Below are 23,997 nucleotides of genomic sequence, written 5' to 3'. Positions count from 1 at the left end.
ATGGCCACCATCAAGGATGTAGCGGCGATTGCCGGCATTTCCTACACCACGGTGTCGCATGTTCTGAACAGAACCCGGCCGGTGAGTGACGAGGTGCGCAAGAAAGTCGAAGCGGCCATCGAACAGTTGAATTATGTCCCCAGTGCCGTTGCCCGCTCGCTCAAGGCCAAGGCGACCGCGACCATCGGGCTGCTGATCCCCAACGGTATCAACCCGTATTTCGCCGAGCTGGCGCGGGGAATCGAGGACTACTGCGAGCGCAACGGCTTCTGCGTGATCCTCTGCAACTCCGACGATAACCCCGACAAGCAGCGCAATTATTTGCGGGTCTTGCTGGAAAAGCGCGTGGATGGCCTGATTGTGTCCTCCGTGGGCGGCGGCGACAGTCTGGTCGAAGGGCTGTCGACGGTCCGAACGCCGATGGTCATCGTCGACCGCGATCTGGAAAACGTCACCGCGGATCTGGTGCGCATCGATCATGAGCTGGGCGCGTATCTGGCGACGTCGCATCTGCTGTCGCTGGGCCATCGGCATGTCGCCTGCATCTGCGGTCCGGCCGAGACCAGCGTGGCGCGGATGCGTCTGGCCGGTTATCGGCGGGCCATGCAGGAAGCGGCGATCGAGGTGCCTGAGCGCTGGATCGTGGAAAGCGATTTCACCGGGCCGAGCGGCTATCAGGCGGCAGGCAAACTGCTGTCTGACGATCGGCCCACGGCGATCTTCGCGGCCAACGACATGGTTGGCATAGGCGTGTTGCGTGCGGCTGCCGAGCGAAATATCCGCGTACCGGCCGATCTGTCAGTGATCGGTTTCGACGATATTCAGATGAGCCAGTATGTGTACCCGGCGCTCACCACTGTCGGGCAGTCGATTCTGCAACTGGGCGAGCGTGCGGCCGAACTGCTGCTCAGGCGCATCTCGACGCCGGGCTCCACGCCGGTCGAACAACTGATCGTCGCGCCGAGCATCGTGTTGCGTGAGTCCACCGCGCCACCCATCAATGCATTCACCGAGTTTCGTTGAGCCGGGCACTGGGTCCGGATTGAAGAGTAAAGACGTCATGCAAGCAAAAGTAGTGATAGTAGGCAGCCTGAACATGGATCTGGTGACCCGTGCGCCACGTCTGCCGCGCGCCGGGGAGACCCTCGCCGGTCAGTCGTTCGTGACCGTGCCGGGTGGCAAGGGCGCGAATCAGGCCGTGGCGGCCGCGAGGCTGGGCGCCAGTGTCGCCATGATCGGCTGCGTGGGCGACGACGCTTATGGCGAGCAACTGCGCGAGGCGTTGATCGACGAAGGCATCGACTGCCAGGCCGTGACCCGTGTAGACGGTGAGTCCACCGGTGTGGCCCTGATCGTTGTCGATGACAGCAGTCAGAACGCGATCGTGATCGTCGCAGGCGGCAACGGGCACGTGACGCCCTCGGTCGTCGACAGCTTCGACGCGTTGCTGGATCAGGCCCAAGTGATCGTCTGTCAGCTGGAAGTGCCGATGGAAACGGTAGGACACGTCCTCAAGCGGGGCAGGGAACTGGGCAAGACCGTGATCCTCAATCCGGCACCGGCCAGTGGTCCGTTGCCGGCCGAATGGTACGCCTGGATCGATTACCTGATCCCCAACGAGAGCGAGGCTGCCGCGCTCACGGGGCTTGCGGTGGACAGCATCGCGACGGCAGACCCCGCCGCCTCGGCCCTGCTGGCTGCGGGTGTGAGCAAAGTCATCGTGACACTGGGCGAGCAGGGCGCGTTGTTTGCGACCAGTGCGCGCTCCGAGCACTTCCCGGCGCCGAAGGTCAAGCCGGTCGACACGACGGCTGCCGGCGACACGTTCGTGGGCGGCTTTGCGGCGGCGCTGGCCGAAGGCAAATCCGAATCCGAAGCCATCCGCTTCGGACAGATCGCTGCGGCGTTGTCTGTCACCCGTTCGGGGGCGCAGCCTTCCATTCCAGCAGCATCCGAAGTCCTCGCTTACACGCCATAAGGCCAGCCGTTATGAAAAAGACACCTTTGCTCAATATCGCCCTGTCTCGCGTCGTCGCGTCACTGGGGCACGGTGACATTCTGATGATTGTCGACGCTGGCATGCCTGTGCCGCCGGGCGTTGAGCTGATCGACCTGGCGCTGACCCATGGCGTCCCGGATTTCCTCAGCGTGCTCGACACAGTGCTGACGGAGATGCAGGTCGAACACCATGTGCTGGCCGATGAAATGCTGGTCAGGCAGCCCCCTGCGCTGGCATCGGTGGATACGCTGACCGCATCGGGGCAGCTCGGCGAACGTCGTCTGGTCAGCCATGACGCGCTCAAGCAGCTCAGCCGCAACGCTCGCGCGATCGTGCGCACGGGCGAATGCCAGCCCTATACCAATATCGCGCTGGTGGCCGGCGTGGTTTTTTGACCGACCCGATTCAAACGAGAAACAGGGAGTTTCCTATGCACACATGCCGTCGTTATTTTTCTGGATTGCTCAGGAGTGCCGCACTATTGACCCTTTTATCTGCCGGAGCGCTGCATGCGGCTGAAAAGCGCGACCTCATCATCGACACCGATCCGGGTGCCGACGACGTGGTGGCGCTGCTGCTGGCACTGGCGTCGCCGCAGGAATTGAACGTGCTCGCCATCACCACGGTGGCGGGCAACGTGCGCATCGACAAGACCTCGCGCAATGCGCGACTGGCGCGGGAGTGGGCGGGGCGCGAGGACGTGCCGGTTTACGCAGGCGCCGGCAGACCGCTCGTGCGCTCGCCGATTTACGCGGAAAACATTCACGGCAAGGAGGGCTTGCCGGGCGTCGACGTGCATGAGCCGGCTAAACCGCTGGCCACCGGCAATGCGGTGCAATACCTGGTCGATACGCTGAGCAAGGCGGCGCCCCACAGCATCACGATCGCGATGCTCGGGCCGCAGACCAATCTGGCGCTGGCGTTGGTTCAGGCCCCCGAAATCACTCAAGGGATCAAAGAAGTGGTGGTGATGGGCGGCGCGCACTTCAACGGCGGCAACATCACGCCAGTGGCCGAATTCAACATTTACGCCGATCCGGATGCGGCCAAAGTCGTGCTGGCCAGCGGCGTCAAGCTCACCTACGTGCCGCTCGACGTAACGCACAAAATCCTCACCAGCGACTCGCGCATTCGCCAGCTTGAAGGGTTGAACAATCAGGCCGGCAAGCTGGTCAGCAGCATCCTCAACGAGTACGTGAAAGCCGACATGATCCATTACGGGCTGCCCGGTGGGCCGGTGCACGACGCCAGCGTCATTGCCTGGTTGCTCAAGCCGGAGCTGTTCAGCGGCAGGTCGGTGAATCTGGTCATCGACAACCGTGAGGGCCCGGGTTTCGGTCAGACCATCGCTGACTGGTACGACACGCTGGCTCAGAACAAAAATGTGTTCTGGGTCGGCAATGGCGATGCACAGGGTTTCTTCGACCTGCTGACCCAGCGCCTGGGGCGGCTCAAGTAATCGGCATCAGGCGTCGCTCAGGGCGCCCACCGTGTGGCGCAGAAACACCTGATTCATGAATCCCTGGGCACCGTCGGTGCCCAGTTCCTTGACCAGCAGATCAATCGCGATGATCGCCAGCTCTTCCGCACTGCCCGGGCTGTGGGCGCAATGCCCCTGCGGCCATTTGGCCTTGATGTCAGCATCGATAGAGACGATGGCCATGTCGTTCGTTCACCCTGAAAATATCGAAACCTGATTCCAAAGCCTGCTTCTGAGATCTTGCACAGGCGGTGCAGTAGAGCACTTCATTGGTCATAACGCACTGCTACTTAGGCATGAGGGAACGGCGCGTGACAGAATTGTCTGTCATCAAGCCAGGAAGATTCCCGTGTCTATCGATCTGACCAACCCCCAGGCGTTTACCCATGACGCTGTCCGCGACATGATCGCCGCTGCTGATGACCGCGTGCACAACCAACTGCGCGTCAGTCGCGCGGGCCAGGCCTGGATGTCCTCGCAGGCCGTAGGCGGAACCGACCTTGAAGGCTTGCTGTTTCGCCTGGAAACCTGGGCGGCGGGCTCCGGGTGCGTGGGGCCTGTCGCCGCGAGCGACGCGGTGTGGGTCGCGCAGATCTACAACGCGCTGCGCGACAATTGGGCCAATCCGGTTTCCGATTATGTGGACATCTACTGACGCGGCCGGTGCGCAGCGTAAGGTAGCAAACGTTTTGTGACGATTTGTTTGCCCCGATCCGAGGATGGCTCGGGCAGACTTCTGAACCTTGAGCCGTGCGCGCCCCTTTTGGCCTACGTCGGCGAAACAAAGCTGGCAGGTCGCTGTCGCAGTGAGGCTGGTTCACGTTTACTAAAGGAGGCTGTATGCCCTGGAAATACGCATCATCGGGTCTGGTATTAATGGCGGCATTGCTGGCAGGTTGCAGCAGTACATCCGATTCCTCATCGCAGCCTGCTGAAAGCTCAAGCGCTGCCGCTGCCAGTGATTCCCGTTGTGATGCAGCCGCCGCTCAGTTCGCGGTCGGCAAATCGGCATCCCCGGCCTTGCTGGATCAGGCCCGAGCCAAAGCGGGTGCTCAAATGGCCCGTGTGCTGGGCCCCAACGATATGGTCACGCTGGAATACCGTTCCGAACGCCTGAACCTGAACACCGATCAGGCAGGCACCGTTAACCGGGTCAACTGCGGTTGAGCGTCGTGACAGGCATAAAAAAACCCCGTCAGTGACGGGGTTTTTTCAGCACGCTCGGATTACTCCGGACGAACCTGAGCGGCTTGCATGCCCTTTTGGCCTTTCTCAGCCACGAAGGAGACAGTCTGGCCTTCTTTCAGGCTTTTGAAACCGTCGGACTCAATGGCCTTGAAGTGTACGAACAGGTCGTCACCGCCACCTTGTGGAGTGATAAAGCCGAAGCCTTTTTCATCGTTGAACCATTTTACGGTGCCGGTTTGGCGATTAGACATGGTGTATCTCCAGAAACATAATTTTCAGTAGTGCTGTGCTGCTCAGGCCAACTGGGCACACGAGGGCTATCATAGTCGAATTGTGTGAATGCTGGACTTTTTCGATTAGAACTTTGCGGCGCAGCACTGAATATATACGCCGAAATGATTTGTCATGAGCTCACTTCAATGACGCTTTTCTCGCAGTGCCGAGGCGTCCGGCCTGGCTGAAGCCCACGAAATACGGGGGCTTCAGCGGCTAACTGATGGCACCGGTGACATGTGCTCAAACGGCCACTACGACGAAATGTAAATTTTTTATTTTTTGCCCTTCAGGCAATTTTCACCCACGGCTTTCTGCAGTCGCGAGGTCATTTCGGTACTCGGAGGCGTCGTTTTGTCATTCAGCGACGCGATCTCCTTGTCCGAGAAGTTCTTGTTGATCTGCTGCGCCCCACATTCGCAATGCGCTTTCACCGCACTGGCGTCCAGACCCGGGTTGTTCTGGGTGGCTGCGGCGGTGCATTCGGTCATATAGGTGTTTTTGGTCTTTGCGTCCATGGCGGCGTGAGCGCTGATCGGGAGAGTCAACGCCAGCGGCGCGAGGAGGGCGGCAACACGTAGGAGCTTCATGGCTTGTTCCTTTTTGTCGATGGACCTTCGAATTTGGCAGGCCTTGATCCGGGCCTCGGTTCATCTGACGGCGTCGATTCGCGCCAGTTCAGTGCGCTGACATTTCCCACGCAACGGGTGGGCGGCTTTCACGGCCATCTAATACCGTTTATCTGACCTCGCGCGGCGCGGCTGTGCTAGGATGCGCGTCCTGCAGATTCGCTCGCGGTTCGCAGTGCAGTTTTTTCATGCTGCTGGTTCTGTCGATTTCGTTAAATTCCAGTCACTCTGGTTCGGTTAAAGGTTGGCCCTTTGGGCTCCTGCCACTGTGAGGCAGGTACACCACCGAATCGCGTACTGGCTCTATCCCAACCCACGTGACCTTTGGTAGGGGTCACCACTAGGAGAGGAGGCGCCATGCCAACTATTACTCTTCCCGACGGCAGTCAACGTTCTTTCGATCACCCGGTTTCCGTAGCGGAAGTCGCGGCTTCCATCGGCGCAGGCCTGGCAAAAGCCACCGTCGCAGGCAAGGTCAACGGCCAACTGGTCGATGCCAGCGACATCATTGATGCCGACGCGAGCCTGCAGATCATCACCCCGAAAGATCAGGAAGGCCTGGAGATCATTCGTCACTCCTGCGCGCACCTGGTCGGTCACGCGGTCAAACAGTTGTACCCGACGGCCAAGATGGTCATCGGCCCGGTCATCGATGACGGCTTCTATTACGATATTGCCTACGAGCGCCCCTTCACGCCTGATGACATGGCGGCGATCGAGCAGCGTATGCAGCAGCTGATCGAAAAGGATTACGACGTCATCAAGAAGGTCACCCCGCGCGCGGAAGTGATCGAAGTGTTCAAGGCCCGCGGCGAAGACTACAAGCTGCGTCTGGTCGAAGACATGCCGAACGAGAAGGCCATGGGCCTTTATTACCACGAAGAATACGTCGACATGTGCCGTGGCCCGCACGTGCCGAACACGCGTTTCCTCAAGTCGTTCAAACTGACCAAGTTGTCCGGCGCTTACTGGCGCGGCGACGCCAAGAACGAGCAATTGCAGCGTGTTTATGGCACCGCCTGGGCAGACAAGAAGCAGCTCGCCGCATACATCCAGCGCATCGAAGAAGCCGAGAAACGCGACCATCGCAAGATCGGCAAGCGTCTGGGCCTGTTCCACACCCAGGAAGAAGCGCCTGGCATGGTGTTCTGGCACCCGAACGGCTGGACCCTGTACCAGGTTCTCGAGCAGTACATGCGCAAGACTCAGCGCGAAAACGGCTATCTGGAGATCAAGACTCCGCAGGTCGTGGACCGCTCCCTGTGGGAGAAGTCCGGGCACTGGGCCAACTACGCCGAGAACATGTTCACCACCGAATCGGAAAGCCGCGACTACGCGATCAAGCCGATGAACTGCCCGTGCCACGTGCAGGTGTTCAACCAGGGTCTGAAAAGCTACCGCGAGCTGCCGATGCGTCTGGCCGAATTCGGCGCATGCCATCGCAACGAACCCTCTGGCGCACTGCACGGCATCATGCGCGTGCGCGCGTTTACCCAGGACGACGCGCACATTTTCTGCACTGAAGAGCAGATGCAAGCGGAGTCGGCGGCGTTCATCAAGCTGACCATGGATGTCTACGCGGATTTCGGTTTCCACGACATCGAAATGAAGCTCTCGACCCGTCCTGAAAAACGCGTCGGCTCGGACGATCTGTGGGATCGCGCCGAAGCGGCCCTGGCGGCAGCGCTCGACAGCGCGGGCCTGCCTTATGATCTGCAGCCGGGCGAGGGTGCATTCTATGGTCCGAAAATCGAATTTTCCCTGAAGGACTGCTTGGGTCGCGTCTGGCAATGCGGTACATTGCAGCTCGATTTCAACCTGCCGATCCGTCTGGGCGCCGAATTCGTTTCGGAGGACAACGGACGCAAGCATCCGGTCATGCTGCACCGCGCGATCCTGGGTTCCTTCGAGCGTTTCATCGGAATTCTGATCGAGCACTACGAAGGTGCTTTCCCTGCGTGGCTGGCTCCGACTCAGGCAGTGATCATGAATATCACTGATAAACAGGCAGATTTTGCCCTTGAGGTGGAAAAAACACTGGCCGAAAGCGGATTTCGTGCCAAGTCCGACTTGAGAAATGAAAAGATCGGCTTTAAAATCCGCGAGCATACTTTGCTCAAGGTTCCTTATCTCCTCGTCATCGGAGATCGGGAGGTTGAAACGCAAACTGTCGCTGTGCGTACCCGTGAAGGCGCAGACCTCGGCTCCATGCCGGTCGCCCAATTCTCGGAGTTCCTCGCACAAGCGGTTTCCCGGCGTGGTCGCCAAGATTCGGAGTAATTATTATTAAGCGTGAAATGAGACAAGATAAACGAGCTGCACCGAAAGCCCCGATCAACGAGAATATCTCGGCACGCGAGGTTCGGTTAATTGGCGCTGACGGCGAGCAGATTGGCATCGTCTCGATTGATGAAGCGCTTCGTATCGCTGAAGAAGCCAAACTGGATTTGGTGGAAATTTCTGCCGACGCAGTACCACCTGTCTGTCGCGTCATGGACTACGGCAAGCACATCTTCGAGAAGAAGAAGCAGGTAGCTGCGGCGAAGAAGAACCAGAAGCAAGTACAGATTAAAGAAATCAAGTTTCGTCCAGGGACGGAGGAAGGGGATTACCAGGTAAAACTACGCAACCTGGTACGTTTCCTGAGTGACGGGGACAGGGCCAAGATTTCCTTGAGATTTCGCGGTCGTGAGATGGCCCACCAGGAGCTGGGGATGGAGCTGTTGAAGCGGGTTGAAGCTGACCTGCTCGAATACGGTTCGGTCGAACAGCATCCTAAGATGGAAGGACGCCAGCTGATCATGGTCATCGCCCCGAAAAAGAAGAAATAACCACCAGGGCACGGCAGGCCTTGCGGTTATGTTTATCAACTGAATGCGGAGTATCCGAACATGCCAAAGATGAAGACTAAAAGTGGTGCAGCTAAGCGGTTTCTGAAAACCGCGAATGGCATCAAGCACAAGCACGCTTTCAAGAGCCACATCCTGACCAAAATGTCGACCAAGCGTAAGCGTCAACTGCGCGGAAGCAGCCTGCTGCATCCGTCCGACGTGGCAAAAGTCGAGCGCATGCTGCGCCTTCGTTAATTTTGATCAAGAATAGAGGAAGTAACTCATGGCTCGTGTAAAGCGTGGCGTCATTGCCCGTAAGCGTCACAAAAAAATTCTGAAACTTGCTAAAGGCTACTACGGCGCGCGTTCACGCGTATTCCGTGTTGCCAAGCAAGCGGTAATCAAGGCAGGCCAATACGCCTACCGTGACCGTCGTCAGAAAAAACGTCAGTTCCGCGCTCTGTGGATCGCTCGTATCAACGCCGGTGCGCGTATCAACGGTCTGTCCTACAGCCGTTTCATCGCTGGCCTGAAAAAAGCGTCGATCGAAATCGACCGTAAGGTTCTGGCTGATCTGGCAGTGAACGAAAAAGCGGCGTTTGCTGCGATTGTCGAGAAAGCTAAAGCCACTCTGGCCTAAGTCCCCGGCAATCACCGGACCCCGCTCGGGGTTCGGTGTTAAACGTCATAAATAGGGGAAGAGCCTTGTAAGCTCTTCCCCTATTTCGTATCTGGAGTCTGTACATGGAAAACCTGGACGCGCTGGTCTCTCAAGCACTTGAGGCTGTGCAAAGCGCCGAAGATATCAACGCCCTGGAGCAAATCCGGGTTCACTACCTCGGCAAGAAGGGTGAATTGACTCAGGTGATGAAGACCCTGGGGAATCTGCCCGCTGAAGAGCGTCCGCAAGTCGGTGCGCTGATCAACGTTGCCAAGGAGCGTGTCACAGAGGTTCTCAACGCGCGCAAGGCGTCGTTCGAGCAGGCGGATCTCGCCGCCAAGCTCGCCGCCGAGTCGATTGACGTCACCCTGCCTGGCCGCGGCCAGACCACCGGTGGCCTGCATCCGGTCACCCGGACTCTGGAACGAATCGAACAGTTCTTCACCCACATCGGCTACGGCATCGCCGAGGGCCCAGAGGTCGAGGACGACTATCACAACTTCGAGGCGCTCAACATCCCAGGCCATCACCCGGCCCGGTCGATGCACGACACCTTCTATTTCAACGCCAACATGCTGCTGCGCACCCACACCTCGCCGGTTCAGGTCCGCACCATGGAAGCGAACACGCCGCCGATCCGCATTGTCTGTCCTGGACGCGTGTATCGCAGCGACTCCGATATTACTCACTCTCCGATGTTCCATCAGGTCGAAGGCCTGCTGGTGGACCGCGATATCAACTTCGCGGACCTGAAAGGCACCATCGAAGAGTTCCTGCGCGTGTTCTTTGAAAAAGAACTGGCAGTGCGTTTCCGTCCTTCCTACTTCCCGTTCACCGAGCCATCCGCCGAAGTCGACATGGAATGCGTGATGTGCAGCGGTAAAGGCTGTCGTGTCTGCAAGCAGACCGGCTGGCTGGAAGTGATGGGTTGCGGCATGGTTCACCCGAACGTGCTTCGCATGTCCGGCATCGACCCGGAAGAGTTCCAGGGCTTCGCTTTCGGCATGGGCGCAGAGCGTCTGGCCATGCTGCGTTACGGCGTCAATGACTTGCGCCTGTTCTTCGACAACGACTTGCGGTTCCTCGCGCAATTTCGCTAGGTCGCCCGTAACGAACTTATTAGGAGAGCAGGATGAAATTCAGTGAACAATGGCTGCGTGGCTGGGTAAGCCCGCAAGTCTCCCGTGACGATCTGGTGGCCCGTCTGTCGATGGCCGGTCTGGAAGTCGACAGTGTGACCCCGGCTGCCGGTGAATTCAGCGGTGTGATCGTGGGCGAAGTGCTGAGCACCGAACAGCACCCCGACGCCGACAAACTGCGCGTGTGTCAGGTGAGCAATGGCGCCGAAACCTTTCAGGTGGTCTGTGGCGCACCCAATGTGCGCCCTGGCCTGAAGATTCCGTTCGCGATGATTGGCGCGCAACTGCCCGGCGACTTCAAGATCAAGAAGGCCAAGCTGCGCGGCGTCGAGTCCAAAGGCATGTTGTGCTCTCAGGCGGAGCTGCAGGTCGGCGAAGGCAACGACGGCTTGATGGAGTTGCCGGCTGACGCGCCGGTGGGCAAGGATTTCCGTGAATTCCTGCAGCTGGACGATGCCAGCATCGAGGTCGACCTTACGCCTAACCGCGGCGACTGCCTGTCGGTTGCAGGTCTGGCCCGCGAGGTCGGCGCTCTGTACGACGCCGAAGTCACACGTCCTCAGGTGGCCACCATTCCTGCGACTCACGATGAAGTGCGTCCGGTCGAGGTGCTGGCGCCGGATGCCTGTCCGCGTTACCTGGGTCGTGTAATCCGTAACGTCGACGTGAGCAAGCCAACGCCGCTGTGGATGGTCGAGCGCCTGCGTCGTTCGGAAGTGCGCAGCATCGATGCCATTGTCGACATCACCAACTACGTGATGCTCGAACTGGGGCAGCCGCTGCACGCCTTCGATCTCGCCGAAATCAACGGCGGGATCCGCGTGCGCCTGGCGCAAGAGGGTGAGAAACTGGTACTGCTCGATGGGCAGGAGGTCAGCCTGCGCGCCGATACACTGGTGATCGCTGACCATCAGCGTGCGCTGGCAATCGCCGGTGTGATGGGTGGCGAGCACAGCGGCGTTTCTGCCAGCACCCGCGACATTTTCCTTGAAAGCGCATTTTTCGACACCATCGCGGTTGCCGGCAAGGCGCGTTCCTACGGTCTGCACACTGACGCATCGCATCGTTACGAGCGCGGCGTTGACTGGCAGCTGGCTCGTGAAGCGATGGAGCGGGCCACGGGTCTGTTGCTGGAAATCACCGGTGGCGAAGCGGGCCCGGTCATTGAAGCGGTCAGCGAGCAGCATCTGCCGTCTGTCGCGCCAGTGACACTGCGCGCCGATCGCATCGAGCAGATGCTCGGCATGAAAATGGACACCGCCGAGGTCGAGCGTCTGCTCACCGCGCTGGGTCTGACTGTGACGGCCGAGTCGGGCGGTCAATGGCGTGTGGACGTGCCTAGTCATCGTTTCGACATCACTCTGGAAGTCGATCTGATCGAAGAGCTGGCGCGCCTCTACGGCTACAACCGCTTGCCTGTCCGCTATCCACAAGCACGCCTGGCTCCGCAGCCACGCACCGAAGCGAAGGGCGATCTGCCTGCGCTGCGCCGTCTGCTGGTTGCCCGCGGCTATCAGGAAGCGATCACTTACAGCTTCATCGATCAGAAATGGTTCGAGCTGTTCAATCCGGGTGTCGAGCCACTGCTGCTTGCCAATCCGATTTCCGCCGACATGGCCGCAATGCGCTCTTCGCTGTGGCCGGGGCTGGTCAAGGCCTTGCAGCACAACCTCAATCGCCAGCAGGATCGCGTACGCCTGTTCGAGAGTGGCCTGCGTTTCGTCGGCCAGCTGGAAGGTTTGAAACAAGAGCCTATGCTGGCAGGTGTGATTTGCGGCAGTCGTCTGCCGGAAGGTTGGGCGCAGGGTCGTGATGCGGTCGATTTCTTCGACGTCAAGGCCGATGTCGAAGCCGTTCTGGGCTTCGCGGGCGCACTGGATGATTTCCGTTTCGTACCGGGCAAGCATCCAGCGCTGCATCCCGGCCAGACCGCCCGGATCGAACGTAACGGTCGTGAGGTCGGTTATCTCGGAGCGTTGCACCCGGAGCTGGCGAAAACCCTCGGGCTGGATCGCCCGGTGTTTGTTTTCGAACTGGTGCTGGCGGAGGTGGCGGAGGGGCGTCTGCCGAAATTCCGTGAGCTGTCGCGCTTCCCGGAAGTGCGCCGCGACTTGGCCTTGCTGGCCGATCGTGACGTAGCGGCGACCGCCGTTCTGGACGTTATCCGTGAAAATGCAGGGGAATGGATGACGGACCTCAGGCTATTTGATGTTTATCAGGGTAAAGGCATTGATCCGCATAGAAAAAGCCTTGCAGTTGGCTTGACCTGGCAACATCCATCGCGCACTCTTACTGACGATGAGGTAAACGCTTCGACGCAGCAAATTCTCACCTCGCTTGAGGAAAGGTTAAACGCCACGTTAAGGAAGTAGCGTATGGGGGCTCTGACGAAAGCTGAGATGGCCGAACGTCTGTACGAAGAGCTAGGCCTGAATAAACGAGAAGCCAAGGAACTGGTTGAGCTGTTCTTTGAGGAAATCAGGCACGCTCTGGAAGATAACGAGCAGGTCAAATTGTCCGGTTTCGGCAATTTCGACCTGCGAGATAAACGCCAGCGACCGGGTCGAAATCCCAAGACAGGGGAAGAAATTCCGATTACGGCTCGCCGTGTGGTCACCTTTCGCCCAGGGCAGAAACTGAAGGCCCGAGTTGAGGCTTATGCTGGAACCAAGTCATAACGACGAGCTACCGCCCATTCCCGGCAAACGCTACTTCACCATCGGTGAAGTCAGCGAGCTCTGCGCGGTGAAACCGCACGTTCTGCGTTATTGGGAACAGGAATTTCCTCAGCTCAACCCGGTCAAGCGTCGCGGGAATCGCCGGTATTATCAGCGCCAGGATGTGCTGATGATCCGGCAGATCCGCGCACTGCTTTACGATCAGGGCTTCACCATAGGCGGCGCGCGTCTGCGCATGTCCAGCGATGAGGTCAAGGATGATTCCCTGCAGTACAAGCAGTTGATCAAGCAGATGATTGCAGAGCTGGAAGATGTCTTGGTAGTGCTACGTCACTGACGTTGTTCACTGAAATACTTCCATCATTCAAAAGCTTAGGGTATATTCCTCGACGCTTTCGCAAGAAGCCGCAACAGATTCACGCCTAGTCGGGGCGTAGCGCAGTCCGGTAGCGCACTAGCATGGGGTGCTAGGGGTCGAGTGTTCGAATCACTCCGTCCCGACCATATTTTGTAAAGGGAATCAGCCACTTACCGGCTTGATTCCCTTTTTCATTTTTGGGCGGCGCAAAACCCGCGCAAGACTATCTAGCGATTTTGCTGATACCGAGGTCTGGAATAGCGTCCGACCATACGACCTCTGCGTCATCCCCTGAGAGCTTTCAGTCATTTCCTCGCTGGCGCGCCCGGCAATCTTCTGCCCGTCTTTTCCGCCTTCTTTGTACAGATGCCGCGAGGGCGGTTTGACCTCATGAAAGTCCGGCATCTTTTTTCTTCCAGCCTTGGTTGCAAAGGAGAGCTTCGACATTTGGCGGCGTCGACCGCTTTCGCTGAGCGTGGTATTTCTGTAACCAAGACAGGTTACTTTTCGGAATGTAACTTGTGGCGGTTACTGCGGGCTGACAGAACTGAGTGCGCAGACAATTCCGCCATTGCCATCGTGTTTTCTCGGCATCGGCAAAATGGAAGTTTGTCTGCAGGACAGTGTTGATGGACCCGAAGATAGCCAGTGAATGAGCCCCAAACTGTTTTAGATTGCTGGCGGTAACCGTGCCCGTGACCTCGATGCTCAGCGCGGGGCAGGGATATCCGGATCAAGACCGGTCTTCCTGGCGTGCAGCAACTCTGCTTCATCTGCTTCGCGTCGCCCATCATCGCCCGGGGGGCTTACGCGGTGTGCAAGTTGCCACGAAGCGCATGCGACCCGAGAGAACCGTGGGCAACGTTAACGATCTTCATGCGGATTTTCCTTCGATGGGCGCGAGATTGTTGATCTGCTCGATCTGTTGCTCGTTCAGGGTGTATTTGCCGCTGATGGTGGCGATCAGGTGCTCAGGCGAGGATTTGCCAGCGTCGACTGACTTCTGCCACTTCGGCAGGTTCTCGTTGAGTTTGTCATCGGGGTAGGGCGGCAGGCCACCTGAGGGTTCTTCGCGAACCGGGGGCATGTCTCGAAGGCGCGGAGCGCTTTCTTCAAGTTCATCAGGGCTGCAGACGCCGAGGATCACATCAGGGCAATAGAGGCGCGACCAGCGTTTGGTCGCGAGATAGGCCAGTTGCTGGCGGGGGTCGTCTGCCCACAGCGTGCTGTTGCGGGTTCGGGCTTGAGCGAGCAGCAGCTCCAGCACTCGCGGTTCGTCTTCACCGCGGAAGGTGGCCCAGACCTTCACGCCCAAGCCTTCCTCGTCCTGCATCTTCCAGCCGGGTACGCGGTACTCGCCCTTGTCGCCGCTCTTGATCGTGAACCTGCCGACCACCTTTTCCCACTCGCCGAACCACTCGTAGTGCAGTCGATCCACGACTGGTGCGCAGGTGGCGATCACCGCGTTGACGAGCTGTGCTTCGTAGCCGATAACGCCATTGACCAAGTACGTTTTCTGCGCCACTGCGAAAGGGTTCATCTTCCACTGCATGGACTGCATGATCACGGCCAGACAGTCGGCGGAGTTGCCGATGAAGTGCTTCGGCAAGGTGACGCGGCCGGTGGCCATGACTTCCGCCAGGCGCATCATCTTGTCCAGACTGTCGCCATCCAGAACGAGGGCGCTGGTGCTGGTGGCGGCATGCGGGATGATGTGAAGCTGCTGCTCGTGCGCCACTGGCGCTGGATTACGTGTGGACACAAAAGCTCCTTGCGCCATGCCGTTGCCGTGGCGCTGCGATCAAACAGGGAAGGTTTATTGCGAGTCGCCTGCGTGCCGAGTCAGTAGATCGCATGAGTCAGATGCCTGACCCGGGTGACCAAACCCACCGTGAAGGTGGCCAGGCATCTGCTGATGCGGTCTTGCGAGTGGGAGAGGGTGCCGGTCTTTCCCGGCTGTCAGCTTGTCAAGCGTGCGTAATCGACAGATCGCTGATGATGCAGATCGAGCCATCCTCAGCCGGCGTTGCGTCGGTGAAGTCGATCTGGTTGTAGACGCCGCCATGGAAGTCGAACACCTGCGAATTCCACGACGAATCAAGCTGCAGGTCTGCGGACGTGCCCACGTTGCCGTTGTAGTTGACGGTCACCTTCGCGAGGCCCGCCGATGTCACGCGGATGGTGACTTTGAACTTCGCGCCCAGCGGCACACCTTTCAGCACGGTCGTGTTGACCGGGTCCGTCTGGTTGTAGCTCTGGCGGAAGCCCATGGTGATGTTCCCTTTTTGCCAGAACACCTTGATCGCGGGACTGTCGTCACCTTTCACATGCATCTGCGAGATGACGACTTTCTGAGCGGAGTTGACCTTCGTCACGGTCATCTCTTGATAGTTGATGTGTTCCAAAGCACTGGCGAGCGACCAGTAGACCGACTCTTTCCATTCGCACCGTGTTCGGTGCGTGCTCTTGCTGGATGCGCCTTTGGTGGGCGCCGACAGTTGCAGCGATCCGTCCGGAAGGACGGTGACAACGCTGGGGAACTGCGCAATGGCTTGAGCCCCATTCAGCTCAAGTGCAACCGGGTTGGTTGCCGATGTTGCTACCGGTGTTGCGATCGTAAGATTACTGACGTTTACGGTCATGATGAATACTCCTGACAATAAAGATCATTGGCCTGGCACGATTGCCTTCCAACGGTCGATGCGGGCATCCGCATCCCACTGCGCACTCTCGGAATGCGCAGGAGGATGGTTCAGGATGTGTACGGCTGCAGTTGGTTAAGACGGGAATGCCGCGACGCGCCTCTGAGCCGCGCAGCCACGGTGCTTGTCTCGATACACGCTGAAGTTGGCGAGATGGATCACCCACTCGGCTCAGGTTTTTCGTCATTGACCCTCCCTTGTATTTCCAATGCCGCCGCGTAGAAGCGGCATCAGTAAATCGTTGGATATCACTCACCCCCCTGTAAGGGCCATTCGCACAGTTCGGTCATCTCCTCGCCAGACTGAGCCCCTCAACGGCTTCAACTGGCGCGGTCCGCCTTACAAGCGCAGCGGTTCATTCCTTCGGTTTACTGACCTCCCATCGATGGTGCCGGGAGTGACCTGACCGGTTTAGCCAGGTAGTCGTTCATGGCGCTGGTTGTTAAAGAGCTGCGGATCTATCGAGGTCCTATCACACTGTTTAACGGTGCGATGGGCAAAATATGCACCCGTGCAATCCGCATGTCAATGCACTGGTGCATATAAATTTCCGAAATTTTCCCCTTGCTCGTGAGAAAGGTCCTCTATTACTGTATGTACATACAGCATTCAAAGGAGGCAGTTATGGCACTTCATGGAGATGTAAAATCCGCACAACCTAGCGGCATGAGCGGGATGGAGCGCTTGGCATTGCGCGTGTCGTCGATGATCAACCACCCGATCGCGCAGGAAAGGCGCGAGGTCAGAATTCATCGGCTGGATACGGACGGGGAGCGGGAGTGGAACGAGATCGTGAATGCGATCTCAGAAGCGGACGGTATCGATCTGACGCATAACCATGAGGATGCTTCGATCACGCTGAGGTGGGAGCCGTCAGAGAAGGAAGAAAAACCCGCGCAAGCAGCGGACCCGTTTGAAAGCGAGGAGCCGGCGCCTTTCTGACAGGAGAAGCCCGAGATTTGCGGGATTACTGTGAGCCAGTTGTCGGCTTCGACAAGCGGCACGCTGCCATCCGGTAGAACAGCACGCGGAAGAGGCTGGCGTCCAGGGCATGTCCAGCCGCCTCCTCTGATCTTGGGCCAGTCATGCGGTCCTCCGCTTGAATTTCCGCTCAGCCGGGAGCTAGCAGGTCAGTGGCTCTCCGATTGCCATGCCGTACCGCGTCACCTCAGACCAGATTCCCGTTCCACACGAACAGCACGCGTGCTTGTATGTAGGTCTCATCGATGAAAATGTCCTCGGCCTTATGCTTGCGGTTATCCGAGATCATCTTGAATTTGTCCTTGCCCTTCATCTGCAGGCGCTTGATGTACTGAAAGCCCTGATACGAGAAGTAGTAGATACCGTCGCCGATAAATTCCTTGATGCTGATGTCGACCAGGCAAGGGTCGCCATGCTTGATGGTCGGCGTCATCGACTGACCCCAGCCAGTGATCACCTTAAGGTGATAGTGCTCTTTGAATTCAACGCCCATCGATCGAAGTTGAGAAGGGCTGACGCGTACATCCTGGAGCATTTCAGGGAAGTCGTGAGCAATCTCCCCGCCACCCAGCGCGCCGCGCACGTCGTAGTGGGCGATCCATACCTCATCGCCGACCTTGCCGATGCCTGGCTTGTAGGCATCGTTTACCAGTACTTCGACTGTGTCTTCAGGTTCCTCGCCTTCTGCAACCGCCAGAAGCTTTTGCAGGCGATCATCGCCCAGCATCTTACCCGCCAGCATCTCGCGAATCTTGTCCGCTGCGGACGCTGCCTCCGAACCCTCTCGAGTTTCGTTACCAATCCCGATTTCCAGAGGGGCATAGCCACGCAATTGGTCGGTGGTTATCCCGAACAGTTCGGCTAACGGGCGTACCTGCTTGTCAGTCGGCTCTTTGATCCCTTTAGGCCCATTCGGCTTGAGGATTCTGGAGATAGTGGACTGACCGACTTTGGAGCGCGCGGAAACTTCGACCTGGCTCAGGCGGTCCCGTCGCATCAGTTCGGCCAAAATTTTATCAATGGATTTATGCATAAGTGCAATCGTCGCTGTGCGCGGTGCATACATCAAGAGAGGGGGAACGTTGACAGATATGCACCAGTGCATGATCATGTGCATAACCACCAGGGAGGCAGCCATGACCGCTACCGATCTTCCGAAAAAACTGGATGCGCTGCTGGGCTCGGGCACGACCTGCAAGGCCATTTCAGAGCGTGTCAAATGCGATATCTCAACCAATTGCCAAATTCACAACGACCACCTCGGCAACCCAGGCTATCTCACCGGGAAGGCCGTCGATTTTATGCACGACGAGCTGGTCAGGTTACGAATGGAAGACTCTTTGGATGCGTGCCCGCCGGCGGCGCAAGGCAGCCAGCCCGAGGCACTGGCCGCGCAGACCGGAGTTGCGCATGTGAGCCTGCTGCAGTGTGCAAATGCGGACAACGATGCCCGCCACCTGACCATCGAGCACGTGTGCGGCGTGTTCCTGCACATCGGCGACATGGGGTCAACGAGGTGACTGTCAGCCTGAAAGTGCTCCAGCAGTTTCTGAAGGTCGCCTGAAGTTCAGATACAGAAAAGCCACCGGAGAGGGTGGTTGTTTGTAAATCGAGTGAGGCCAGTATGCACAGCCATCCAACCTTGATCAGTACCCCAGAAGTCGGGCCACGTTTTCATAGTCGGCAAAACACTGCGTGCACGATGTCATCCAGGGAAATCGCAAGCGTCACGCGCAAAGCACACAAGCATGTGCTCCGCGACATCCGCGAGATGATGTGCGATCTCGAAAAAGAGGGTCCGATTCTGGGCCGCTTCGCTGAGGAAAAAGACGCGTGTGGATACACCACCGCTTTTCATCTCGACCGTGACCTCACCGATACGCTTATGACCAGATATAGCGCCTGCATACGCTATGCGGTCATTCGTCGCTGGAGCGACCTTGAGGACAAAGCCGCGTGGCGCCAAACCGTCAAGGCGAACGGCACCAAGGTGATCGGCGAGATCGCCATCATGGAATGCTTCACGCGCCTGCTTAAGCCCGCGCCGTCCAGCCAGATGCTCATGCTGATCAAGATCGCGGAGAACAACGGTCTCGATCCGAAGTTTCTGCCGGGCTATGCGGTGGACGCCGCGCCTGATGCCGCCGGTGGTAGCTCCATGCCCACCAAATCTGCTACCGCGCTGCTTAAAGAGCACGGCATCCGGTATGCGCCAGCGACGTTCAATCGCGCGCTTGCATGTCTGGGCTACCTGAAGCAGATGCAGCGCAGGAACTCCAAGGGCGAAACCGTCGATTTCTGGTGCGTTACTGAAAAGGGCCTCGCCTACGGCAAGAACCTCACCAGCCCCCAATCCCCTCGCGAAACGCAGCCGCATTGGTACGGTGATCGCTTCGTTGAACTGGCCAGAATGGTCGGGAAGGCCTGATATGCAATTCACTGTGACCATCAACCAGATAAAAGCGCTGGAGTGGGGGCTTAACTCGCAGCAAGCTCTGCTGTTCGCATTCCTCTACGGCTGCCCGAGTTGGACCAGGCCGGTCACCACGGACGACGGCGTCTTCTTCGCGCTGAGCAAGGCAAAGATCGTTGAGGAACTGCCGTTGATCACTGACAAGCCAGACACGGCGTACCGTCTGTTGAAGGCGCTGGACGAGGCGGGGCTTATCCAACTGTCGAGCACGTCGAGCATCACGCTCTTTCGCCTGACCGCGAAAGCTGCCGAGTGGAATCAGAAGCGCGATGGGTCGGAAAAATATCCCACCCCACCTGAAAATAAAGGTCGGAAAAGAATCCGGTCTATCTCGGATAAATCTCCGAACAAGGTCGGAGAAAAGTCCGAGCAAGGATCGGAAAAATCTCCGACAAATCAGGATATCAATCATCAGGATACCCATCAGGATAGAAGTCAGGACTTGCCGGAGGGTGCGGCGCGGCCGACCCAGTCCGGTAGTCTGGTGCTTGAGGTTGACCGTTCAGACGCTCCCCGAGTCGAGATTCCGGCCGACATGCCGGGCCCCAAAGATCAAGCCTGTAAAACCTTCAAGGCCTGGGCTAACTACGCCATGGCTTATCGCAAGCGATACCAGTGCTGGCCGGTCTGGAACGCCGCGGCCGGTGGAATGCTGGGCAAGCTGGTTGACCGTCTCGGCATCGACGTTGCTCACAGTGTCGCGGCGTACTACCTGACCATCAACGACGCCCGAATCGTCAACGATTGCCACAGCCTGACAAACCTGATCGCCAAGGCCGAGGCTTTTCACACCCAGTGGGCCACCGGCCGCCAGATGAATGGCCGCACCGCACGCCAGATCGAAGACACCCAGGCCAATATCAACGCCGCGCAGCAAGCTGCCCGGAACATCCGCGAAGGAGGACGGCGCAATGCTTTCCTATGACGAAATCGCCCAACTGGCCGGGGCGATCTGCGCCACTGCCGAAACGCTGGGCCAGACCCTCAGCGCCGGCGCTGCTCAGCTGATCGCCGAAGATCTCGCTGAGCACTCCGCGGCAGATATCCGTCAGGCGCTTCAGTCCTGCCGCCGGGAACTGACCAGCAAGTTGACCTTGGCTGCAGTACTCAGCCGTATCCAGGCCGCGGACGGCCGTCCAGGTCGCGATGAGGCGTGGGCGATCGCACTGACCTCGAGCGATGAATTCGACACAGTCGCGATGACCGACGAAATCCAGCTGGCCCTGAATGCCGCCCGCCCGGTGCTGGACCTCGGCGACAAGATCGGCGCACGCATGGCGTTCATCAGCGCTTACGACCGGTTTGTCACCGAGGCTCGCACCCACGCTCTTGCGGTGAACTGGCACATCTCGCTTGGGTTCGACGCTGGTCACCGCGTGGCAGCAATCAACAAAGCCGCCGAGCTGCAGCGCATTTCTCAAGAGCGTGCGCGGCTGCTGATCGCCGACATGAGCCATGAACCAGTCACAGAAGACGGTCGTGCTATCGCGGGCTTGCTCACCAGGACAGTTGCGGGGCCGTCCGCAAACGTCGCTCAAAAGATTCGCGAACTGAAGCAGGCCATGTACCTGCAAAACACCAAGCGCAAGCTGGTCGAGGCTCACCGTCGCCGCCGCGAACGTCGCGACCTCAATGAGCGCGTGATCAAGCACATGGCGGCCATCGAAGAACTTCGCAAGCGGAGCGCCACGGCATGAGCAACCGAATCTGGATCGTCCTGACCATCGTCTTGATAGCCAGTTACGGCCTGCATCACAAAGCTGAGCGCGCAGCCACAAAGCCTTATGAGTTCGAAAGGTACTCGACTGCCGATTTGAAGGCGCTGACGGCGCATTACCGTTCGCTGACGCGAGAGCTGAAGGGGAGAGCAGCATGAACAAAGTATCCGTATTGGTCCGCATCCTCCTCGCAGGCTCTGAGGGTAAACCAGCGTCAGCGGGATGGGTCGATGCCGATCGCGGCTGCGCAGGTTATGGCGGCCTTGGTCGGCAGGAACGATTCAAGTTGGACTGCGACCATCGCCGGCACCTGCACCAGCACTTGCTGCCCCGTCACTGGGACGCCTTGATTGCGCGGTACACGCTGGACCCTGCCGTGCGTGGGCAGAGCATCAAGGCGCTGGGGCGCATCGTGGCCACGCACGCGCACCAGCACTTCAAGTTTTACGCAGTGCTCACCTGGGCTGAGCCGCAGAAACCGGGCATGGAAGGGAAGCGCTCGACCGGAGTGCTGCAGGCCGACATCTACGACATGAACAGGTGGGACGACAACATGGGCACGCCCGAGCGCACGCGCAGACGTTGGCGGGCAAGCATCCACGAGACAATGAATGGCATGCTGGACGAAGCGATCAAGGCTGGAATTCAGTTGCTCGACGAGCGGGGCTTGTTTCACGAAACGGCAGCTTGACAGAGCGTGGCCGACTGTCCGAATATGTTTCCATCCTGTCATATCCGCGTCTGTAGCAGATTGACACCGAAAGCCCGACCACTGTGTCGGGCTTTTTCGTTTCTGAATGGGCCTGTTCAGGCCCTCAACGCTGGCTTCGTCATGCGCACCGATTCTGGGTGCCACGAGATGAGCAGCTTCCCGATAGAGGCATTATGAGAAAGAGTCGGACGAGGTCCGTATGGTCGCTGTAAGTATAGTGAGCAGCGCCGCAGTGACTGGTGCCGCAAATGGAGAAGGGGTAGCTATGTCCTGGTCACTCCTTACGTTCGATCAAGGGCTCGCGATGGGCTCGATCGGCGGATGCTTTATGTTCCTCGCTGCGTCAGCATCGCTGCCTTGGAGCTCTCGCCTGTTCTACGCGATCGGCTCCTGCATCATCGGATACCTGGTCGGGGTATTTATCCTTGGACTTGGGTCATATAACGGGCTTGCGGCAATCGCGGCCTGTATCGTATCGGCGCTCGCATCATGGGTCGTCGGTTCTCTCAAGCGTTGGGCTGATGGAGGCCCACGACCAGACTGGGTTGAATGGCTGGCAGGGTTCATGCCGGCGTTTATGCAGCGGGGCAAGCGCGATGAATGAATTCCTGTACTACGTCCATGAAGGACTGAGCTGGCTTGCCAGTGTGATGCCCGATTTTCTCCTCGGTACGCGAGGCGTCTGCCATCTGTTGATCTTCCTGTTCGTGGTCGGCTATCGAGCCCCCACCCATAGCCACCGCAAGGCCGTCGGTACGGTCGCCGGGATATTCGCCGGGGCCAATGCCGCAGAGGCCTACCGGATTGCCTACAACTTCACTTCGTTTACATCCGTGGTTCAGCCACCGCTCACGCTGGTAATGGTCTGCGTCCTGTTCTTCGTGATCTACGCGCGAGGCAACATGGCCCGCATGCTGCCGCGTCGAATCGGTGAGATGATCCCGTAATCGCTGGTCGAAAGCAGGGACATATTGAACCGAGCCTCCTTGAGGTGACGTACTCCGTACCCTAAACGCACATGACATTTTCATGAGAGCTGCGGAGGATGCAGCCCAAAGCCCCTTAAGGAAGAGGAATGCCCACCAGGCAATGGCGGGCCGCAACTTTCTGACTGGGCATCAGGCTCGGCGATTAACCCCCCATATACCAAGACCCCGACAAGTTCGGGGTTTTTTACGTCTGGAGAAAAGTAGATGCCCCCAATGACCCGAGGCGTTCGAAACAACAACCCTGGCAACATCGACTACAACCCGCGCAATCAATGGCAGGGCCAGTTGGCTCCGGATCCGGCTATCGAGAAGCGCTTCGCGAGGTTTGACACTGCCGAGAACGGTATCCGCGCGCTGGCCAGGCTGATTTTGGCCTACAGGGGTAAGGACGGAATGCCCCGCGTGGGCGGTACTGGAATCGATACCGTGAGGGAAGTGATCAACCGGTGGGCGCCGGGTATGGAGAACGATACCGAGTCTTACATTACGGCCGTGGCTGCGGGTGTTGGTGCGCAGCCCAATCAGCCGATCGACCTGCGCAGCCTGCAAACGCTGACGGCCATCACGGTCGCAATCATCAAGCATGAGAATGGCGGCGTGCCGTACTCGACGGCAGTGATCGCCGAGGGCGTGCGGAGAGCGCTGTCGTGACAGATATTCGCGTAAAGCTGTTGGCTTACGGGTTTGCAGTCCTCGCGTTGTTTGGCATCGGATTCAGTGTCGCCTGGTGCTGGCAGGCAAACGCGTACGGCAGAATCATCGCAACCCACGAGGCCAGCCGCCAGGCAGATCTTGTCGCAATCGCCAATGCCGGCGCCGCGCAGGCCCGGCAGGCGCTGGCCAACCAGCGGGACGCGGAGCGGAGACTCGCCGCTCTGGACAAAGACGCCATTGAACAGAAGGAAAAGGCCCATGCTGAAAACGAAATTTTGCGCCGCGCTGTCGCTGATGGCACTCGTCGGTTGCGCATCGCGGGAAGTTGTCGTGCCGGTGGCGGGAACGTGTCCGAAGCCACCAACGCCGCCAGCGTGGGTCATGCAGGCTCCATCGAACTCTCTACAGCGGCTGGACGATCTGTTCTCGATATCCGCGCCGGGATCATTGCCGATCAAGCGGCCCTGAAGGCGGCGCAGGCTTACATCAATGAAGTCTGTCAGTAAACAGACTATGTCAAAGCCGTGGCGCT

At 58.6% G+C, this 23,997-nt stretch carries 32 protein-coding genes and 1 tRNA gene; 26 read left to right on the top strand and 7 right to left on the bottom strand.

Annotated elements, in window-relative coordinates; all coding sequences use genetic code 11:
- Genes BMZ10_RS05805 through BMZ10_RS05790 form a run of 4 tightly spaced genes read left to right on the top strand, consistent with a single transcriptional unit; the run spans position 1 to position 3,458 of the window.
- Positions 1–1,023 carry a LacI family DNA-binding transcriptional regulator gene (locus BMZ10_RS05805; protein WP_093459054.1) on the top strand — a complete coding sequence of 341 codons (1,023 nt, stop codon included), beginning with the start codon at positions 1–3 and terminating at the stop codon, positions 1,021–1,023.
- A 37-nt stretch (positions 1,024–1,060) separates the two neighbouring features.
- Entirely contained in the window at positions 1,061–1,978 is a 918-nt protein-coding gene (gene rbsK / locus BMZ10_RS05800; protein ID WP_093459053.1) for a ribokinase, read from the top strand.
- 11 nt (positions 1,979–1,989) lie between these two features.
- On the top strand, positions 1,990–2,394 hold the full coding sequence (rbsD, locus tag BMZ10_RS05795; protein WP_093459052.1) for a D-ribose pyranase: 405 nt from the start codon (positions 1,990–1,992) through the stop codon (positions 2,392–2,394).
- Between the two features lie 35 nt (positions 2,395–2,429).
- A complete protein-coding gene (locus BMZ10_RS05790) occupies positions 2,430–3,458 on the top strand; it encodes a nucleoside hydrolase (RefSeq protein ID WP_093459051.1) in 1,029 nt (342 codons plus the stop codon).
- Between the two features lie 6 nt (positions 3,459–3,464).
- On the opposite strand, the gene BMZ10_RS05785 is transcribed toward BMZ10_RS05790, so the two are convergent.
- Complete coding sequence (locus BMZ10_RS05785; RefSeq protein ID WP_093459050.1) at positions 3,465–3,662, bottom strand: hypothetical protein; 198 nt, start codon at positions 3,660–3,662, stop codon at positions 3,465–3,467.
- 166 nt (positions 3,663–3,828) lie between these two features.
- Between BMZ10_RS05785 and BMZ10_RS05780 the strand changes: the two genes are divergently transcribed.
- On the top strand, positions 3,829–4,134 hold the full coding sequence (locus tag BMZ10_RS05780) for a hypothetical protein (RefSeq protein WP_093459049.1): 306 nt from the start codon (positions 3,829–3,831) through the stop codon (positions 4,132–4,134).
- Positions 4,135–4,319: 185 nt separating this feature from the next.
- Positions 4,320–4,646, top strand: a complete 327-nt coding sequence (locus BMZ10_RS05775) for an I78 family peptidase inhibitor (protein ID WP_093459048.1) — start codon at positions 4,320–4,322, stop codon at positions 4,644–4,646.
- A gap of 59 nt (positions 4,647–4,705) precedes the next feature.
- Here BMZ10_RS05775 and BMZ10_RS05770 read toward each other — a convergent pair whose 3' ends face one another.
- Together BMZ10_RS05770 and BMZ10_RS05765 are read right to left on the bottom strand one after the other, a co-directional pair.
- Entirely contained in the window at positions 4,706–4,918 is a 213-nt protein-coding gene (locus BMZ10_RS05770) for a cold-shock protein (RefSeq protein WP_003179963.1), read from the bottom strand.
- A 297-nt stretch (positions 4,919–5,215) separates the two neighbouring features.
- The gene (locus BMZ10_RS05765) at positions 5,216–5,530 is read right to left on the bottom strand and encodes a hypothetical protein (protein ID WP_093459047.1); all 315 of its coding nucleotides are present in this window, start codon (positions 5,528–5,530) and stop codon (positions 5,216–5,218) included.
- Positions 5,531–5,926: 396 nt separating this feature from the next.
- On the opposite strand from BMZ10_RS05765, the gene thrS reads away from it, so the two are divergent.
- From thrS to BMZ10_RS05720, 9 genes are all read left to right on the top strand, one after another.
- Positions 5,927–7,849, top strand: coding sequence for a threonine--tRNA ligase (gene thrS / locus BMZ10_RS05760; RefSeq protein ID WP_093459046.1), 1,923 nt, complete (start codon positions 5,927–5,929; stop codon positions 7,847–7,849).
- Complete coding sequence (gene infC, locus BMZ10_RS05755) at positions 7,849–8,400, top strand: translation initiation factor IF-3 (RefSeq protein ID WP_177182079.1); 552 nt, start codon at positions 7,849–7,851, stop codon at positions 8,398–8,400. The genes thrS and infC overlap by 1 nt, the downstream gene beginning before the upstream one ends.
- Positions 8,401–8,460: 60 nt before the next feature.
- Positions 8,461–8,655: a 50S ribosomal protein L35 gene (gene rpmI, locus BMZ10_RS05750; RefSeq protein ID WP_002553160.1), complete on the top strand. Its 195-nt coding sequence runs from the start codon at positions 8,461–8,463 to the stop codon at positions 8,653–8,655.
- A gap of 28 nt (positions 8,656–8,683) precedes the next feature.
- Entirely contained in the window at positions 8,684–9,040 is a 357-nt protein-coding gene (rplT, locus tag BMZ10_RS05745) for a 50S ribosomal protein L20 (RefSeq protein ID WP_007905879.1), read from the top strand.
- 104 nt (positions 9,041–9,144) lie between these two features.
- Entirely contained in the window at positions 9,145–10,161 is a 1,017-nt protein-coding gene (gene pheS, locus BMZ10_RS05740) for a phenylalanine--tRNA ligase subunit alpha (RefSeq protein ID WP_093459044.1), read from the top strand.
- Positions 10,162–10,193: 32 nt separating this feature from the next.
- Positions 10,194–12,572, top strand: a complete 2,379-nt coding sequence (gene pheT / locus BMZ10_RS05735) for a phenylalanine--tRNA ligase subunit beta (protein ID WP_093459043.1) — start codon at positions 10,194–10,196, stop codon at positions 12,570–12,572.
- A gap of 3 nt (positions 12,573–12,575) precedes the next feature.
- Entirely contained in the window at positions 12,576–12,878 is a 303-nt protein-coding gene (gene ihfA, locus BMZ10_RS05730) for an integration host factor subunit alpha (RefSeq protein ID WP_002553164.1), read from the top strand.
- A complete protein-coding gene (locus BMZ10_RS05725; protein WP_093459042.1) occupies positions 12,859–13,215 on the top strand; it encodes a MerR family transcriptional regulator in 357 nt (118 codons plus the stop codon). Before ihfA ends, BMZ10_RS05725 begins: the two co-directional genes overlap by 20 nt.
- Positions 13,216–13,305: 90 nt before the next feature.
- A tRNA-Pro gene (locus tag BMZ10_RS05720) sits at positions 13,306–13,382 on the top strand.
- A gap of 16 nt (positions 13,383–13,398) precedes the next feature.
- Here BMZ10_RS05720 and BMZ10_RS05715 read toward each other — a convergent pair.
- The 3 genes from BMZ10_RS05715 to BMZ10_RS05705 form a co-directional block, all read right to left on the bottom strand.
- The gene (locus BMZ10_RS05715) at positions 13,399–13,683 is read right to left on the bottom strand and encodes a hypothetical protein (protein ID WP_143070264.1); all 285 of its coding nucleotides are present in this window, start codon (positions 13,681–13,683) and stop codon (positions 13,399–13,401) included.
- A 427-nt stretch (positions 13,684–14,110) separates the two neighbouring features.
- Complete coding sequence (locus tag BMZ10_RS05710) at positions 14,111–14,998, bottom strand: RecT family recombinase (RefSeq protein WP_093459040.1); 888 nt, start codon at positions 14,996–14,998, stop codon at positions 14,111–14,113.
- 205 nt (positions 14,999–15,203) lie between these two features.
- Positions 15,204–15,878 (bottom strand): polysaccharide lyase family 7 protein, encoded by a 675-nt coding sequence (locus tag BMZ10_RS05705; RefSeq protein WP_093459039.1) that lies wholly within the window; start codon positions 15,876–15,878, stop codon positions 15,204–15,206.
- Between the two features lie 684 nt (positions 15,879–16,562).
- Between BMZ10_RS05705 and BMZ10_RS05700 the strand changes: the two genes are divergently transcribed.
- Positions 16,563–16,880: a DUF1654 domain-containing protein gene (locus tag BMZ10_RS05700; protein ID WP_093459038.1), complete on the top strand. Its 318-nt coding sequence runs from the start codon at positions 16,563–16,565 to the stop codon at positions 16,878–16,880.
- A gap of 226 nt (positions 16,881–17,106) precedes the next feature.
- Here BMZ10_RS05700 and BMZ10_RS05695 read toward each other — a convergent pair whose 3' ends face one another.
- A complete protein-coding gene (locus BMZ10_RS05695) occupies positions 17,107–17,952 on the bottom strand; it encodes a LexA family transcriptional regulator (protein WP_093459037.1) in 846 nt (281 codons plus the stop codon).
- A gap of 103 nt (positions 17,953–18,055) precedes the next feature.
- On the opposite strand from BMZ10_RS05695, the gene BMZ10_RS27965 reads away from it, so the two are divergent.
- From BMZ10_RS27965 to BMZ10_RS27960, 10 genes are all read left to right on the top strand, one after another.
- Entirely contained in the window at positions 18,056–18,439 is a 384-nt protein-coding gene (locus tag BMZ10_RS27965) for a hypothetical protein (RefSeq protein ID WP_256214359.1), read from the top strand.
- 104 nt (positions 18,440–18,543) lie between these two features.
- Positions 18,544–19,347, top strand: a complete 804-nt coding sequence (locus tag BMZ10_RS05685; RefSeq protein ID WP_093459036.1) for a Rha family transcriptional regulator — start codon at positions 18,544–18,546, stop codon at positions 19,345–19,347.
- A gap of 1 nt (position 19,348) precedes the next feature.
- A complete protein-coding gene (locus tag BMZ10_RS05680; protein ID WP_093459035.1) occupies positions 19,349–20,317 on the top strand; it encodes a phage replication protein in 969 nt (322 codons plus the stop codon).
- Positions 20,304–21,089: a hypothetical protein gene (locus BMZ10_RS05675; RefSeq protein WP_093459034.1), complete on the top strand. Its 786-nt coding sequence runs from the start codon at positions 20,304–20,306 to the stop codon at positions 21,087–21,089. The genes BMZ10_RS05680 and BMZ10_RS05675 overlap by 14 nt, the downstream gene beginning before the upstream one ends.
- The gene (locus BMZ10_RS05670; RefSeq protein ID WP_093459033.1) at positions 21,086–21,268 is read left to right on the top strand and encodes a hypothetical protein; all 183 of its coding nucleotides are present in this window, start codon (positions 21,086–21,088) and stop codon (positions 21,266–21,268) included. The genes BMZ10_RS05675 and BMZ10_RS05670 overlap by 4 nt, the downstream gene beginning before the upstream one ends.
- Positions 21,265–21,801, top strand: a complete 537-nt coding sequence (locus BMZ10_RS05665; RefSeq protein WP_093459032.1) for a hypothetical protein — start codon at positions 21,265–21,267, stop codon at positions 21,799–21,801. Before BMZ10_RS05670 ends, BMZ10_RS05665 begins: the two co-directional genes overlap by 4 nt.
- A 286-nt stretch (positions 21,802–22,087) precedes the next feature.
- Positions 22,088–22,426: a putative holin gene (locus BMZ10_RS05660; RefSeq protein WP_093459031.1), complete on the top strand. Its 339-nt coding sequence runs from the start codon at positions 22,088–22,090 to the stop codon at positions 22,424–22,426.
- Positions 22,419–22,769, top strand: a complete 351-nt coding sequence (locus BMZ10_RS05655) for a phage holin family protein (RefSeq protein ID WP_093459030.1) — start codon at positions 22,419–22,421, stop codon at positions 22,767–22,769. Before BMZ10_RS05660 ends, BMZ10_RS05655 begins: the two co-directional genes overlap by 8 nt.
- A gap of 246 nt (positions 22,770–23,015) precedes the next feature.
- Complete coding sequence (locus tag BMZ10_RS05650; RefSeq protein WP_371265926.1) at positions 23,016–23,462, top strand: structural protein P5; 447 nt, start codon at positions 23,016–23,018, stop codon at positions 23,460–23,462.
- Entirely contained in the window at positions 23,459–23,971 is a 513-nt protein-coding gene (locus BMZ10_RS27960) for a lysis protein (RefSeq protein WP_256214357.1), read from the top strand. Before BMZ10_RS05650 ends, BMZ10_RS27960 begins: the two co-directional genes overlap by 4 nt.
- Positions 23,972–23,997 lie beyond the last annotated feature (26 nt).

The sequence above is a fragment of the Pseudomonas sp. NFR16 genome (assembly GCF_900108875.1).
Taxonomy (GTDB): domain Bacteria; phylum Pseudomonadota; class Gammaproteobacteria; order Pseudomonadales; family Pseudomonadaceae; genus Aquipseudomonas.
Note: the sequence above shows the minus strand (reverse complement) of the source record. Positions and strands in the feature narration are given on the sequence as shown.